14 protein-coding genes are annotated in these 14,999 nt (G+C 71.2%); 9 read left to right on the top strand and 5 right to left on the bottom strand.

What is annotated here, in order from left to right; translation table 11 throughout:
- The first annotated feature begins 311 nt into the window (after positions 1-311).
- Positions 312-1,124 carry a carbon-nitrogen hydrolase family protein gene (locus tag ASG04_RS07825; protein WP_056122147.1) on the top strand — a complete coding sequence of 271 codons (813 nt, stop codon included), beginning with the start codon at positions 312-314 and terminating at the stop codon, positions 1,122-1,124.
- Here the strand turns inward: ASG04_RS07825 and ASG04_RS07820 are convergent.
- On the bottom strand, positions 1,078-2,400 hold the full coding sequence (locus tag ASG04_RS07820; protein ID WP_082517886.1) for an aminotransferase class I/II-fold pyridoxal phosphate-dependent enzyme: 1,323 nt from the start codon (positions 2,398-2,400) through the stop codon (positions 1,078-1,080). The genes ASG04_RS07825 and ASG04_RS07820 overlap by 47 nt on opposite strands.
- A 179-nt stretch (positions 2,401-2,579) precedes the next feature.
- On the opposite strand from ASG04_RS07820, the gene ASG04_RS17350 reads away from it, so the two are divergent.
- The 5 genes from ASG04_RS17350 to ASG04_RS07795 all read left to right on the top strand — a co-directional run bounded on the left by ASG04_RS17350 (position 2,580) and on the right by ASG04_RS07795 (position 8,806).
- Positions 2,580-4,595 (top strand): S1C family serine protease, encoded by a 2,016-nt coding sequence (locus ASG04_RS17350; protein ID WP_056122143.1) that lies wholly within the window; start codon positions 2,580-2,582, stop codon positions 4,593-4,595.
- A 154-nt stretch (positions 4,596-4,749) separates the two neighbouring features.
- Positions 4,750-5,793, top strand: a complete 1,044-nt coding sequence (locus tag ASG04_RS07810; RefSeq protein WP_056122139.1) for a glycosyltransferase family 2 protein — start codon at positions 4,750-4,752, stop codon at positions 5,791-5,793.
- Positions 5,794-5,798: 5 nt separating this feature from the next.
- The gene (locus tag ASG04_RS07805; protein WP_056123805.1) at positions 5,799-6,641 is read left to right on the top strand and encodes a CDP-alcohol phosphatidyltransferase family protein; all 843 of its coding nucleotides are present in this window, start codon (positions 5,799-5,801) and stop codon (positions 6,639-6,641) included.
- On the top strand, positions 6,638-7,546 hold the full coding sequence (locus ASG04_RS07800; RefSeq protein WP_200938424.1) for a glycosyltransferase family 2 protein: 909 nt from the start codon (positions 6,638-6,640) through the stop codon (positions 7,544-7,546). Before ASG04_RS07805 ends, ASG04_RS07800 begins: the two co-directional genes overlap by 4 nt.
- Before the next feature lie 27 nt (positions 7,547-7,573).
- A complete protein-coding gene (locus tag ASG04_RS07795; protein ID WP_056122135.1) occupies positions 7,574-8,806 on the top strand; it encodes a hypothetical protein in 1,233 nt (410 codons plus the stop codon).
- A gap of 11 nt (positions 8,807-8,817) precedes the next feature.
- On the opposite strand, the gene ASG04_RS07790 is transcribed toward ASG04_RS07795, so the two are convergent.
- The 4 genes from ASG04_RS07790 to ASG04_RS07775 form a co-directional block, all read right to left on the bottom strand.
- Entirely contained in the window at positions 8,818-9,120 is a 303-nt protein-coding gene (locus tag ASG04_RS07790; RefSeq protein ID WP_056122133.1) for a hypothetical protein, read from the bottom strand.
- A gap of 120 nt (positions 9,121-9,240) precedes the next feature.
- Positions 9,241-10,011 (bottom strand): ABC transporter ATP-binding protein, encoded by a 771-nt coding sequence (locus tag ASG04_RS07785; RefSeq protein ID WP_056122130.1) that lies wholly within the window; start codon positions 10,009-10,011, stop codon positions 9,241-9,243.
- On the bottom strand, positions 10,011-10,835 hold the full coding sequence (locus ASG04_RS07780; protein WP_056122127.1) for an ABC transporter permease: 825 nt from the start codon (positions 10,833-10,835) through the stop codon (positions 10,011-10,013). The genes ASG04_RS07785 and ASG04_RS07780 overlap by 1 nt, the downstream gene beginning before the upstream one ends.
- Positions 10,836-10,876: 41 nt before the next feature.
- A complete protein-coding gene (locus ASG04_RS07775) occupies positions 10,877-11,572 on the bottom strand; it encodes an NTP transferase domain-containing protein (RefSeq protein ID WP_056122124.1) in 696 nt (231 codons plus the stop codon).
- A gap of 297 nt (positions 11,573-11,869) precedes the next feature.
- On the opposite strand from ASG04_RS07775, the gene ASG04_RS07770 reads away from it, so the two are divergent.
- Genes ASG04_RS07770 through ASG04_RS07760 form a run of 3 tightly spaced genes read left to right on the top strand, consistent with a single transcriptional unit; the run spans position 11,870 to position 14,996 of the window.
- Positions 11,870-13,123 (top strand): ABC transporter ATP-binding protein, encoded by a 1,254-nt coding sequence (locus ASG04_RS07770; protein WP_235515477.1) that lies wholly within the window; start codon positions 11,870-11,872, stop codon positions 13,121-13,123.
- Positions 13,099-14,673 (top strand): hypothetical protein, encoded by a 1,575-nt coding sequence (locus ASG04_RS07765; RefSeq protein WP_056122120.1) that lies wholly within the window; start codon positions 13,099-13,101, stop codon positions 14,671-14,673. The genes ASG04_RS07770 and ASG04_RS07765 overlap by 25 nt, the downstream gene beginning before the upstream one ends.
- Before the next feature lie 59 nt (positions 14,674-14,732).
- Positions 14,733-14,996, top strand: coding sequence for a DUF3039 domain-containing protein (locus tag ASG04_RS07760; RefSeq protein ID WP_056122117.1), 264 nt, complete (start codon positions 14,733-14,735; stop codon positions 14,994-14,996).
- Positions 14,997-14,999 lie beyond the last annotated feature (3 nt).

The following is a 14,999-nucleotide window of genomic DNA, read 5'->3' as shown; positions in this document are numbered from 1 at the left end:
CCGGCGCTTCCGCCCGTTCGGCGCGGGTGCGTGGGAGCGGGGTCTGCGGGATGCGCGAGCGGGTGGAGTCCCCGGGTCAGGCGTGGAGGGACCCGGCGCTTCCGCCCGTTCGGCGCGCGTGCGTGCGTGGGAGCGGGGTCTGCGGGATGCGCGAGCGGGTGGAATCCCGGGGTGGTTCGAGGAGGAACCCGGCGCTTCCGCCCGCTCGCGGAGGGAGGAGTGGGTGGGCGAGCGGACGGGCGGGCGAGCGGGCGAGTGGGTGGGGCGCGCGGGCGGGGCGGCACCGCGGTGCACGTCGGTAGGGTCGGGACATGACGACCCTCACGATCGCGGCCGCGCAGTTCGCACCCGTGGACGACACGGAGGCCAACCTCGCGACCGTGACGACCGCCGCTCGGGAAGCGGCCACACGCGGCGCGGACCTGCTCGTCACGCCCGAGTACACGTCGTACTTCACCGCCGACATCGACGACGCCTTCGTCGCGGCAGCGCAGCCGCTCGACGGGCCGTTCGTCTCCGGGCTCCGCGAGGTCGCCCGCGAGACCGGCATCGCGCTCGTGGTCGGCGTGGCAGAGGTCTCGGACCGCCCGGACCGGTTCCGGAACACCCTCGTCGCAGTCGACGCTGCGGGCGAGCTGCGCTGCGTCTACCGCAAGGTGCACCTGTACGACGCGTTCGGCTCGCGAGAGTCCGACCGCATCGAACCGGGGGAAGCGGGGCAGCTCCCCGTGTTCGACCTCGACGGCGTCCGGGTCGGGTTGGAGACCTGCTACGACCTGCGGTTCCCGGAGGTCACTCGGCGACTGGCTGCGCCCGAGACCGGCGCAGCCGACATCGTGCTCGTCCCGGCTGAGTGGGTCCGTGGTCCGGGCAAGGAGCACCACTGGCACACGCTGCTGACGGCACGCGCGATCGAGAACACGATCTGGGTGCTCGGTGTCGGTCAGGCACCGCCGGTGGGCATCGGCGGGTCGGTGCTGCTGGACCCGTCCGGGGTCGCGACGACCGCGCTCGGGGCCGCACCGGGCCTCCTGGTCGGCTCGGTCGACACCGCCGTGACGGACGGTGTCCGGCGGGTCAACCCGTCGTTGTCGCTCCGTCGGTACGACGTGACGACGCGCTGAGACCGGACGCGCTGAGGCCGGCTGCGCCGAGGCCGGCTCCGCTGAGATCGGACGCGCTGAGACCGGACGCGTCGAGACCGGTTGCGCCGAGGCCGGCGAGGCGTGCAGCAGCGTCCTCGAGCACGCTGCGGCGCTTGCAGAACGCGAACCGCACGAGTGAGCGGTAGCCGGCGGCGTTGTCCGGGCGCACGAGCGCCGAGACCGGGACCCCGACGACACCCGCCAACGTGGGCAGTTCGAGGCAGAAGGCCCGGGCATCGGCGAACCCGAGGGGCGCGACGTCGGCGATGACGAAGTAGCCACCGTCCGGGTGCATCACCTCGAGCCCGGCGGCGCGCAGCCCCGTGGCGAGCAACTCGTGCTTGCCGCGCAGATCGTCAGCGATGCCCGCGAACACCGCGTCGGGCAGCCGCAGGCCGGTCGCGACGGCGGGTTGGAACGGGGCACCGTTCACGTACGTCAGGAACTGCTTGACCGAGGTGATCGCGTCGACGATCGCCGGGGGAGCGGTGAGCCACCCGATCTTCCACCCCGTCGTGCTGAAGGTCTTGCCCGCGCTCGACACGGTGACCGTGCGGTCCCGAGCGCCGGGGAGGCTCGCGATCGGCACGTGCGGCACGGCGAACGTCAGGTGCTCGTAGACCTCGTCGGTGATGATGACCGCGTCGTGCTGCTCGGCGAGGTCGACGATCGCCCGCAGGACCTCGGTCGGGAACACCCGGCCCGTCGGGTTGTGCGGCGTGTTCACCAACACGGCCCGGGTGCGGTCGGAGAACGCGGCGCGCAGGGTCTCCTCGTCGGGCAGGAAGTCCGGTGCGGTCAGCGGCACCGTGACGTGCTGCGCGCCGGTGAGCCCGATCAGCGCTCCGTACGCGTCGTAGAAGGGCTCGAAGGTGATGACCTCGTCACCGGGCTCGACGAGCGCCAGGAGGGTCGCGGCCAGGGCCTCGGTCGCACCCGCGGTGACGAGGACCTCCCGGTCCGGGTCGACGCGCAGGCCGTACCATCGCTGCTGGTGCTCCGCGATCGCCAGACGCAGGTCGGGGGTGCCACGGCCCGGCGGGTACTGGTTGACGCCGTCGCGGATCGCACGGACCGCGGCGTCGAGGACCTCGGCGGGGCCGTCCTCGTCCGGGAACCCCTGTCCGAGGTTGATCGCCCCGGTGCTCGCCGCGAGGGCGCTCATCTCAGCGAAGACGGTGGGTGCCGGCACGCCGTCCGGTCCGAGGAGCATCGCTCCCGCCGCTGCGCGGACCCAGGGACCGGACTGCCGCATGTGGTTCCCTCCGACGGGCGTGGTGCTGGATGCCACCAACATAGTGTGTGGCCGGACAACCGCCGGGAGCGCGTCCACAGGCGACGCATAAGATCGCCATAGGGCTCTCGCAGCGCCGCCAGGACCATCGCCCAGGTGGGTCCGACAGACTGCACGAGCTTGAAAGGAGCACGTCCAGCATGAGCGACACCACGCGCAACGGGCACGGCGACGACGACCGTCCGGCCGACACGACCCCCGAGGTCCACGCCGACGACGCCGCGCAGCAGGCGGGCGACGCTGGAGCGTCGACTCCGAGCGACTCCGAGTCCACCGCGTCCGGCCACAAGGCCGCTGACGCCGACCACACCGACGTGATCGAACCCGCGTCGTCGCACCCGACGGAGCAGTTCGGGAACGACCAGCACACGGACCAGTACACGGCTCCGTACCCCACTGCCGAGTACGGGCAGCAGGACCGTCCTCGCTACGGCGAGTACGCGCAGCCGGCGGCGGCGGCGGCGGCACAGGAGCAGTCCGGGCAGGACCAGCAGTCCGAGCCCGGTTCCGGCCAGCAGTCCGGGTACGGCCAGGACCAGACCAGCCAGTACGGCCAGTACGGCCAGCAGAGCCAGTACGGCCAGCAGAGCGCCTACAGCCAGCAGGACCAGTACGGCCAGGGCCAGACGAGCCAGTACGGCCAGCAGGACCAGTACGGACAGGGCCAGTACGGCCAGCAGACCCAGTACGGCCAGGGCCAGTATGGGCAGCAGGACCAGTACGGACAGGGCCAGTACGGCCAGACCAGCCAGCACGGCCAGACCAGCCAGTACGGTTCTGGCCCCCAGGACCAGTACGGCCAGCAGTCCGCCCAGGCCCCCACCTCCAGCGCCTTCGGCGACACCGAGGGCTCCGAGCAGCGCGCGAACGGCTACTACTTCTCCGGCGCAGCCGCAGGGGCGGCCGGCGCCGCCAACGGCACGACCACCAAGCCGAAGTTGACCACGCGCAACCGGCTGATCCTCCCGGTGGTCGGCGGACTGATCGTCGGCGCCCTCGTCGGCGGAGCCGCCGGCGGCGGTTGGGTGGCGGCCACGTCGAACGGCGGGGGCACCACGACGAGTTCCTCGGGCTCAGGCGGCGGCGGCAACCTCACGGTCAACGACTACAAGTCGGCCACGGTCGTCACCGCGGTCGCGGCGCAGGCCACGCCCTCGGTCGTGACGATCAACGTCTCCTCGTCGAGCGAGGCCGGCACCGGCTCGGGTGTGGTCATGAGCAAGGACGGCTACATCGTCACGAACACCCACGTGGTGACGCTGGACGGCGACAGCTCGAGCGGCACGATCAAGGTCACGACCTCGGACGGGAAGATCTACCCGGGCAAGCTCGTCGGCACGGACCCGACGGTCGACCTGGCGGTCATCAAGATCGACGCGACCGACCTCAAGCCGATGACCTTCGCCGACTCGTCGAAGCTCAACGTCGGTGACACGGCCGTCGCCATCGGTGCACCGCTCGGCCTGTCCAACACCGTCACGGACGGCATCGTCTCGACGCTCAACCGCAGCATCCAGGTCACGTCGAGCGACCCGAAGGCCGGCGGCGACTCGAACGAGGGCCAGGGCAACAACGGCAACGGTCCGTTCGACTTCTGGGGCAACGGCGACAACGGCTCGAGTTCCGGCGCGAGTGCCACGGTGTCGCTGCCGGTGATCCAGACCGACGCGTCGATCAACCCGGGCAACTCCGGCGGTGCGCTGCTGGACTCCAAGGCCCGGCTCATCGGCATCAACGTGGCCATCGCCAGTGCGGGCAGCTCCGACTCCTCGAGCTCGCAGGCCGGCAGCATCGGCGTCGGGTTCTCGATCCCGGCGAACCTGGTCAAGCGCGTCGCGAACGAGATCATCGACAACGGCTCCGCGACGCACGGGCTGCTCGGTGCGACGGTCGGCGACGCGAGCGAGGACGCCAACGCCAGCCAGATGGGCGCGCTCATCAAGTCCGTCTCGTCGGGTGGTGCCGCTGCCGGCGCCGGCCTGCAGAAGGGCGACGTCGTCACCCGGATCGGCGACGCGACCGTGTCCGACGCGACCGACCTGACCGCCCAGGTGCGCTACTTCGCCGGTGGCGCGAAGACCGAGATCACCTACGTCCGCAACGGCGCGAGCCGGACCGCGGACGTGACACTCGGCACGTACGACAGCAAGAGCTGACGCTCCGCACGTCCGACGGGAGGCCCGGTACCAGCTGGTACCGGGCCTCCCGTCCGTCTCGGGGTGCGCCGACGGCCCCCAGTGCGGCAGCAGGTCCGGGTCCCGCCCGCTTGATAGGCTGCGAGTCGCTCACCGCCAGGACCCCGAGGAACGCATGCAGACAGACGGACAGCACCTGCCGGGTGTCTCGTACGTGATGCCCGTCCTGAACGAGGTCACCGAGGTCCGGGCAGCCGTCGCCAGCCTGCTGGATCAGGACTACGCCGGGCCGTTCGAGGTCGTCCTCGCGCTCGGCCCGTCGATCGACGGCACGAACGAACTCGTCGCCGAGATGAGCGCCGCCGACCCCCGCATCCGCGCCGTCGAGAACGTCGTCGGATCCACGCCCGCGGGACTGAACGTGGCGATCCGGGCCTCGACCCACCCCGTCGTCGTGCGGGTGGACGCGCACTCGGTGTTGCCACCGGACTACACGCGCATCGCGGTCCGGACGCTGCAGGAGTCAGGCGCGGACAACGTCGGTGGCATCATGCGCGCCGAGGGCCGCACCCCGTTCGAGAAGGCGGTCGCGCTGGCGTACGGCAGCCGCGTGGGCCTGGGCGGGACCCCGCACCACGTCGGTGGCCAGGCCGGTCCGGCCGAGACCGCGTACCTCGGCGTGTTCCGCCGCGACCGGCTGTTCGCCGTCGGTCTGTTCGACGAGGGCATCAAGCGCGGCCAGGACTGGGAGCTCAACCGACGCCTGCGCACGACGGGCGGCACGGTGTGGTTCACGCCGGAGCTCGTCGTGACGTACCGGCCGCGTCCGAGCCTGAAGCGGCTGATCCGCCAGTTCGTCGCCACCGGACTGTGGCGCGGCGAACTCGCCCGGCGCTTCCCCGCGAACAACGGGCTGCGGTACTTCGTGCCCCCCGCGATGGTGGCGGGACTGGGGCTCGGGCTCATCGCCGGGATCGTCGGCGTCGTCGGTGCGGTCGTCCACAGCGGTGCCGCATGGGCGCTCGTGGGCTTCGTCGTGCCGGCCGTGTACCTGGTCTTCGTCGTCGCCGGGGGCCTCGCGGTCTCCCGACGGTCGGACGCCCCCACCCGCGCATGGCTGCTCGTCGTGCTGCCCTGCATCCACATCGGCTGGGGGGTCGGGTTCATCGTCGGGTTCCTGACGCGGACCTCCGAGCTGACGACCCACACCGGACGGTGACCCACTTGACCGATCCCCAGCACGACGCCGCACGCCCCGACCACGGTCGCGACCGGTACGCGCACCCGTCCTCGATCGCCCAGCTCCGCGCGGTCGCCCAGCCGGACGAGGTCCGGTCGCGCGCGAACGCCGAGCACTGGACGGCGGCGCTGTACCTGCGCGACGTCTCGCCGTACCTGACGTGGGTGCTGCTGAAGACCCGTGTCAGCGCGAACCAGGTCACCGGCCTGATGATCCTGGTGGGGTGGTCGGTCGCCGCGGCGCTGCTGATCCCGGGGATCTGGGGAGCGGCACTGGCGCTCGTGCTCGGGCAGCTGCAGATGCTGGTCGACTGCTCTGACGGCGAGGTCGCGCGATGGCGCGGCACACGCTCGCCAGCGGGGGTGTTCCTCGACAAGGTCGGGCACTACACGACCGAGGGGCTCATCCCGATCGCACTCGGCGTGCGCGCGGCGACCTGGCCCGTCCACGGTGCCGACTGGATGTGGACGACGATCGGCTGCGCGCTCGGGCTGGTGATCGTGCTGAACAAGGCACTCAACGACATGGTGCACGTCGCCCGCGCGAACTCCGGCCTCGAGAAGCTGGTCGACCGCCGTGACGCGACCACGGCACCGTCTGGCCGACGTCTGGCATCGCTCCGCCGGGTGGCCCGCTTCCTGCCGTTCCACCGCCTGTACCACTCCGTCGAGCTGTCGATCCTGGCGTTCGTGTTCGCGCTGATCGGCCTGGTGATCGGTCATCCGCTGACCGACCGGGTCCTGGTCGGGGCGCTGCTTCCGCTGGCCGTCATCGCCACCGCCGGACACTTCCTGGCGATCATGTCGTCCAAGCGGGTGCGCGCGTGACTCCGGGCACACTGCGTCGGCACGCGCTGCCCGGTCGCGAGCGACCGCGGGTCGGCGTCGTCAGCCTGTCGCAGGGCACGCGACCGGACGACCTGCGCCGCGGGCTCGAGAGCGTGCTGGCGCAGCATGACGTCGAGCTCGACGTGGTCTGTGTCGGCAACGGGTGGGACCCGACCGATCTGCCGGAGGGCGTGCGTTCGCTGGCGCTGCCGGAGAACATCGGGATCCCCGCGGGGCGGAACGCCGGTGCCGAGGTCGTCGAGGGGGACTACCTGTTCTTCCTGGACGACGACGCGTCGATCCCGTCCGAGACGTTCCTTCGGGACGCGATCGCCCTGTTCGGTGCCGATCCGTCGCTCGGGCTCGTCCAGCCGCGGGTCGTCGACCCAACCGGTGCGGCGAGCCCCCTGCGCTGGGTGCCGCGCATCCGGAAGGGCGACGCGGGTGCGTCGTCTCCGGTGTTCTCGGTCTGGGAGGGCGCCGTCGTGGTGCCGACCGACGTGTACCGCGCCGTCGGCGGGTGGGGAGCGCCGTACTTCTACGCACACGAGGGCATCGAGCTCGCGTGGCGGGTGTGGGACGCCGGGCGTCGAGCCTGGTACGCCGGTGAACTGGTTGCACACCATCCGGCGATAGACCCGGCCCGGCACAGCGAGTACGTCCGCCTGAACGCCCGCAACCGTGTCTGGCTCGCCCGCCGGAACCTGCCCGCGGTGCTTCGACCCCTGTACGTCGGGTCCTGGGCCGCGATCCAGACCGCCCGGTGGTGGCATCGTCCGCGCCAGCTGCGCGTGTGGTTCGCCGGGATCCGCGAGGGCTGGACCACCGACTGCGGGCCGGCACGCCCCATGGGGTGGCTGACGATCGGTCGGATGACCCTGGCCGGACGCCCGCCCGTCGTCTGACCCCGAGCCCACGAGAGAGACCCGAGCATGCCGATCCTGAACGACGTCCGCACGGCCTGGCGCCTGGGCCGCCGACTGCTGAACGCCCGGGGCAACCGACGCGGTCTCGCGAAGCGGCTGACGACCGAGCAGCCCCTCGCGCCGGGCCGCATCGAGGTCGCGGTCTACTTCGCCGACGGTCCCGTGAACATGTACCAGGTGCGGCAGTGGTACGCGCCCCTCGCCGAACTGGCGAAGACCCACCCCGTCGCGATCGTCTCGCGCAACCCGGGCACCATGCTGACCTTGCTCGACGAGGCTCCGGTTCCGGCCGTGTACGCGCGTCAGGTGGTCGACCTGGAACGGTTCGTCGACACGCAGGCGCCGAAGCTCGTGCTGTACGTCAACCAGAACGCACGCAACTTCCAGATGATGCGGTACGGCCGCATGTGGCACGTCTTCGTCAACCACGGTGAGAGCGACAAGATGTACATGACGACGAACCAGTTCAAGGCGTACGACTACGCGTTGATCGCCGGGGACGCCGCTCGTGACCGGTTGGCCGAGGCGCTGTGGGACTACGACCTGGACGGTCGCGCCATCGCCATCGGACGACCCCAGGCCGACCACTTCGCGGGCGAGCCCCCGTACCCGGCGGACGAGCGCACCGTGGTGCTGTACGCCCCGACCTGGGAGGGGGACCGGCCCGCCGCCGCGTACGGCTCGATCGCGAGCCACGGCACGACCATCGCGGAGCGCGTGCTGGCGTCCCCGCGACACCGACTGGTCTACCGACCCCACCCGCGCAGCGGGGTCATCGACCCCGGGTACCGTGCCGCGCACGAGCGGATCGTGGCGGCCATCGCCGCCGCCAACGCCGCCGACGCGGGTGCCCACCACGTGTACGACGACGGGCCCGGGATGGGCTGGCAGCTGGCGGACGCCGACGTGGCCATCACCGACATCAGCGCGATGATCTACGACCGCCTGGCGGTGGGCAAGCCGCTGATCGTCACCCGCCCGGTGTCGACTGAAGCCGAGGTGGACGAGCGCGGGTACCTGGTCGCGGCCAACTGGTTGCGCGCGGAGGACGCCGACGACGTGGTCGCGCGGGTCGACGCCGCCGCGCACGACGAGGACGAGCTCGCGGAGCTGCGACGGTGGGTGACGCGGTACTTCGGGGACACGACGCCCGGTGTGGCCACGGCACGCTTCCACGCCGCGGTCGACCGGCTCGTCGCACGGTGGCACGAGGTCGCGCGGCAGCACGGGCGCCGCTGAGGGCCGGCTGGTCACGGCGCGAGCCCGGGGCCGACCAGGGACATCCGCCAGAGGTACTCCGAGCGGTCCGGACGGCGCCACCGCACGATGACCACGCCGGTGTCGTCGGGCGCTGCCCCGAACACCGCGATGCCCAGGCTGCGGCCGGGGTCGAGGCGACGGACGACGAGGGGCGGGCAGTAACCCGAGCCGAGGTGGGTCAGGCTGAGGCCGTCGACGGGCTCGTCACCGATGTTGACGAGGTCGTACCGGCGCGGGGCCTGGCTGCGGTCGACTGCGAACGGGACCGGGTACGCGGTTGGTGCGGGGTGCATGGGGGACACGGTAGGGGGAGGGTCCGACGCCGGGGGCGGTGGATCCGCTGCGGCGACGTGGCCTGTGGAGCGGGGCGTGGTGGGGCGGGTTGTGGAGGGACGAGGGCCCCCGCCGAGGCCTCAGACCCGGTAGTCGGCCGCGTACTGCGCGAGGGCTTCGTCGACCGTGCCGTCGAGCTGGAGCCGCCCCTTGTCGAGGTACAGTCCGCGGTCGCAGAACCGGCGGACGTCCTTGTCGCTGTGGGACACGAAGAAGAGCGTGCGCCCCCCGGCGAGGAGGTCCTCGATGCGCTTGTAGCACTTCTCGCGGAAGCCCTTGTCGCCGACAGCCAGGACCTCGTCGACGAGGATCACCGGCTCGTCGAGGCGCGAGATGACCGAGAAGGCGATCCGGACCTTCATGCCGCTCGAGAGGTGCTTGTACGGGGTGTCGACGAAGTCGCCGATCTCGGCGAAGTCGATGATCTCGTCGAAGCTGTCCCGGATCTCCGCGCGCGACATCCCGTGGAGCCCGGCCGTCAGGTACACGTTGTCGCGCACCGTGAGGTCGCCGACGAACCCGCCGGTGATCTCGATCAGCGGCGCGACGCCCGCGCCGACCCTGACCCGTCCCTCGTCCGGGAGCATCACCTGCGCCACGAGCTTCAGCAGTGTCGACTTGCCCTGGCCGTTGCGACCGACGACGCCGATCGCCTCGCCCGGGCGCACGTCGAACGAGACGTGGCGCAGCGCCCAGAACTCGTCCGCGCGCTTGCGGCGGTTGCTGCCCGCGAACAGGTCCTTGAAGCTGCGACCGGCCTTCCGGTTCCGCTTGAACCTGATGCCGGCGTCGGTCACGGAGATGACGGGCGCGGCCGTCGTCGTCTGGTCTGGCGTCTGGGTCGTCGTCATCACAGTTCCTTGAGGACGCGGTGCTCGCTGCGCCGGAAGACGGCCAGCCCGACGACCACGACCACCGCCGTGGTCACCGTCGAGGCGAGGACCTCGAACCAGTCGAGCTGGCTCGGGAAGAACGCGGCGCGGTAGATGCCGAAGATGCCCGTGAGCGGGTTGATCGCCGCCAGGTCGTGCAGGACCGCCGGCAGCGCGTGGGTGCCGTAGATGATCGGGGAAGCGTAGAAGGCGAACCGCAGCACGAGCTTGACGGCACGTTCGAGGTCGCGGAAGAAGACCACCAGCGGCGCGACGATCAGGCCGATGCCGTAGACCAGGGCGGCCTGCAGCAGGATCGCGAGCGGCCAGAGCACGACCTGCCAGTGCACGTGCGCCCCGGTCGCGATGACGAACACCGCGAGCACCGGGATGCTCAGCAGGAACTCGATGCCCTTCGACGCGTCGATCCGGAGCACCCAGATGCTGCGGGGGATGGTCGTGGAGCGGATCAGCTTCGACTCGGAGATGAACGCCCTCGTCGAGTCGGACACGGCCCCCGTGAACCACATCCACGGCAGCAGCGCCGACAGCAGGAACACGATGTAGGGCTCTTCGCCGACGGACCCGCGGTGGAACACCTGGGTGAAGACGAACCAGTAGATCGCCGACATGACGAGTGGGTCGAGGATCGACCACACGTAGCCGAGCGCCGAGGTGGAGTACCGGACGCGCAGGTCGCGCTTCGTCAGCAGCCAGAGCGCATGACGATAGCGCCGACTCGCGCTGCGGACGGCTGCCGGGGCAACGGTCGCAAGCGCGGTCGGCGCACTCGATGTCGTCATGGGGTCCTTCCGGCTGGGATCACCGAGAGGATGCCAGTTGCTCAGGCGAACAGGTTGTTCGCGCGCTCGAGGTCCTCGGCGAAGTCGATCTCGACCGCGTACAGGTCGGAGATGTCGATCGGCGTCCAGCGTAGACCGTCTTCACCGATGGCCGCTTCGATGCCGCCCTCGAAGTACTCCTGGTCGTCGACACGACCGAGTTGACGGATGAGTGCCTGCTTGTCGGCGGCCGAGACGTAGTTGATGCCGACGGCTTCGCCGAGACCCCCGACGACCTGCTTCGACAGCTTGTGGATGAAGCCCTCGGCGTCGACGGTGTACTTGACTTCTTCGTCGGACACCTTCTCGGTGTTGACGCTGACGAAGGAGCGGTCCTGGTCCATCATGTCGGCGGCCCGGACGAGCGCCCGCGGGTCGAAGACGACGTCGCCGTTCATCCAGAGGACCCCGCCCTTGCCCGTCGCCTTGAGAGCGCGGAGCAGGCTCTTGGAGGTGTTGGTGGAGTCGTAGGACTCGTTGTAGACGAACGCGGCTTCCGGGAAGGCCTCGACGATGTACTCCGACTTGTAGCCGACGACGACTGTGACCTTGGCGCTCGAACCGAACGCGGCACGGATGTTGTCGAACTGCTGCTGCATGATGCTGCGGCCGTCGCTGAGTTCGGTGAGCGGCTTCGGCAGGCTGCGCCCGAGGCGGCTGCCCATCCCCGCTGCGAGGATGACGATCTGCGTGGTCATGCTGGTCCCTTCCGGTGTCTGCCCGCGCGCCGGTGGGCGCAGGCAGGCCGTGTCGAGTCTGCGCCCGGTTGGTGCGAACGAGCCGTGAACCGCGTCCTGCGCGTCGTCGACGCGGAGCGATCAGCGGCCCCGCGGGCATCCGGGGCAGGTTTCCAAGTGGTGAACACTCCGTCGTGTCCCGGTGAATGATACGGAACGTCCCCTCGTCGGGGTACGTCCTGAACGGCTTCGTAGTCAATTCGTGACACTGGGTGTCCGCCCGCCCCGACGCGCGCAGGGCATTGGTACGGTGGGCGCGTGGCGGCTGCAGCAGGGGATCAGGACGACGTGTACGCGACGTCGGACGCGGCCTGGCTCACCGAGACCGACGAGGCCGAGGGTGACGACACGGCGGCCGACGACACGCACGAGCGCGCAGACACGGGGGACAGGGATGCGGACGACCGGCCTGCTCAGGACGGCATGACCGACGACACGACGGACGGCACGGCGCCGGCGACCAGCGCTCCGAGCAGCGCCGCGGTCACGACGACGAAGCCGCGCACGAGCAAGAAGGTCCGGGCGACACGCCCGCAGGGCGCCGCAGCGACGAAGTCGGTGCGGCCGGAGCCCACCGAGCGGACCGGCGACCGGCGGCCCTCCGGCAACGGGAAGACGGCCGACGACCGGCAGACGGCCGACGACGCGACCGGCACCGAACCTCCCGTCCGTGACCGCCCCGCACCGGCAGCGAAGCGCGCGCCGCGGCAGACCGCGACCAAGCGCGCGTCCGCCGCTCCCGCCCCGCAGCAGCCCGTCGTGCTCCGCGCCGCGGGACTGGTCAAGCGGTACGGGCAGACGGTCGCCGCGGACGAGGTCGACCTCGAGATCCGCCAGGGCTCGATCTTCGGCGTGGTCGGACCGAACGGCGCCGGCAAGACCACGACGCTCTCCATGCTCACGGGCCTGCTCCGCCCCGACGCCGGCACCGCGACCGTGCTCGACCACGACGTGTGGGCCGATCCGGCCGCCGCGAAGCGGAGCATGGGCGTGCTGCCCGACCGCCTCCGCCTGTTCGACCGACTGACCGGCGCGCAGCTGCTCTTCTACTCGGCCACCCTGCGCGGCCTGGACGGCAAGACCGCGCGCTCCCGCAGTGCCGACCTCGCCGAGGCGTTCGGTCTCGGTGACGCACTCGGACGCCAGGTCGCCGACTACTCGGTCGGCATGGCGAAGAAGATCGCGCTCGCGGCCACCCTGATCCACTCGCCCCGCGTGCTCGTCCTCGACGAACCGTTCGAGTCGGTCGACCCGGTCAGCTCCGCGACGATCGTCGAGATCCTCCGCCGCTACACGCAGGGCGGCGGGACGGTGGTCCTGTCGAGCCACTCGATGGAGCTCGTGCAGCGTACCTGCGACTCGGTCGCCATCATCGTCGGCGGGAAGGTGCTCGCGTCCGGCACCATGGCGCAGGTCCGCGGCCGCAGGAGCCTCGAGGACAAGTTCGTCGAACTCGCGGGTGGCCGCGTCGTCGCAGAGAGCATGGAATGGTTGCACAGCTTCTCCGGCTGAGGGTCGACCTGCTCGCGGGCGAGGTCCGCGGGAGCGCCCGGCGCTCGGTCCTGGTCGTCGTCGCGAGCCTCGCCGGGCTCGCCGCCGCCGTGTTCGTCGCGATGGCCGTCGCCGCGCTCCGCACCGCGGACCCCGAGGTCGCACGGAGCGTCATCGTGCCCGTCGGCACGCTCGTCACGGTCGCCTTCTCGATCATCCCGCTCGCCGTCGGGGGAGCCGACCAGTTCGACCCGCGCCGGTTCGCGGTGTTCGGCGTGAGCCGCCGCGACCTGGCCGTCGGTCTCGGTGTCGCGGGGCTCGTCGGTGTCCCGCTGGTGGCGCTCGCCGTCGTCGCGGTCGCCCAGTCCGCGGCGTGGATGCGCGACGGCGGGACGGGTGTGCTCGGGGTGGTCGCCGCGGTGCTGGTCGTCGTGACCGCGGCGCTGCTGGTGCGCGTCGGGTGCGCGGTCGGCGCGTGGGTGTTCGGCGGCCAGCGACAGACCCGCGACGCCGGCTGGCTCGTGGCGCTCGTCGTGGTGGTCCTGGCGATCCCGACCGTCTCGCTCCTGCTCCGCGTCGACTGGATCGATCCGCGCAGCACCGAACTCGACCGCATCGCCGACGTCGCCGGGTGGACCCCGTGGGGTGCCGCCTGGGCCGTGCCCGCCGAGGCCGCTGCCGGCCACGCCGGGGAGGCGACCGTCAAGCTCCTGATCGCCCTGGCCGTCGTCGGGCTGCTCGGGTGGGCGTGGTGGGCGCTCGTCGGGCACCTGCTCGTCACGGTGGACGACCGCACGAGGACCCGGAGCTACCGCACCCTCGGCTGGTTCGACCGGCTGGGGGCCAACCCGGCGGGCGCCGTTGCTGCTCGCGCGCTGACCTACTGGGGCCGTGACCCGCGCTACCGGACGTCCTACCTGATCCTGCTGCTCGTGCCGATCGTCGTGGTGCCGCTCGGTGTCGCGGGCATGCCGTGGCACTGGACGGCCCTGATCCCGCTGCCGCTGATGGCGGTCATCGCGGGGTTCCTGCCGCACAACGACGTCGCCTACGACAACACCGCGGTGTGGCTGCACGTGGCGTCCGGAGCGCCCGGCTGGAGCGACCGTCTCGGTCGTCTCACGCCGTTGATCGTCGTGGGCGTCCCCGCGATCGTCGCCGGCGGGTGGCTCTCCGCCTGGCTGTTCGGCGACCTGACGGTGTTCCCGGTCGTGGTCGGCGTGTGCGTCGGCGCCCTGTTCGCCGGGCTGGGGATCTCGAGCGTCGTCTCCGTGGCGCTGCCGTACCCGACCGTCCGGCCCGGCGACCGGGCGTTCCAGCAGCCGCAGGCCGCCGGTGTCGTCTCGACGGTCGCCCAGTCGACGACGATCATCGGGATCCTGCTGTTCTCCGTGCCGGCGGTGTGGCTCGCGGTGCTCGCGTTCACCGACGACACGGCGTCGTGGGCGCTGCTGACGCTCGTGGTCGGAGCGGGCGTGGGTGTCGTGGTGCTCGGGCTGGGCGTGCTCGTCGGTGGCAAGCTGTTCGACCGGTACGGCCCCGACCTGCTGGCAGCGGCACAGCGGAACTGACCGGCACGGCGAGGCTGATCGGCGCAGCGGAACCCGCCGAGCAGTCGTACCCTTGTCGCATGAGCATGACGGAACCCGGTGGCGGCGGACTCGACGTGATGGACCGCGAGCTCGAGAAGCTCCTCGAGGAAGAGGCGGTCGAGCCCGGCGACCACGAGCGCTTCTCGCACTACGTCAAGAAGGACAAGATCCTGCAGTCGGCGCTCAGCGGCAAACCCGTCAAGGCGCTGTGCGGCAAGAAGTGGATCCCGGGCCGTGACCCCGAGAAGTTCCCGGTCTGCCCGGACTGCAAGGCCATCTACGAGAAGATGAAGGCCGAGTAGCCG

This window comes from Curtobacterium sp. Leaf183 (assembly GCF_001424385.1).
Lineage (GTDB): Bacteria > Actinomycetota > Actinomycetes > Actinomycetales > Microbacteriaceae > Curtobacterium.
Note: the sequence above shows the minus strand (reverse complement) of the source record. Positions and strands in the feature narration are given on the sequence as shown.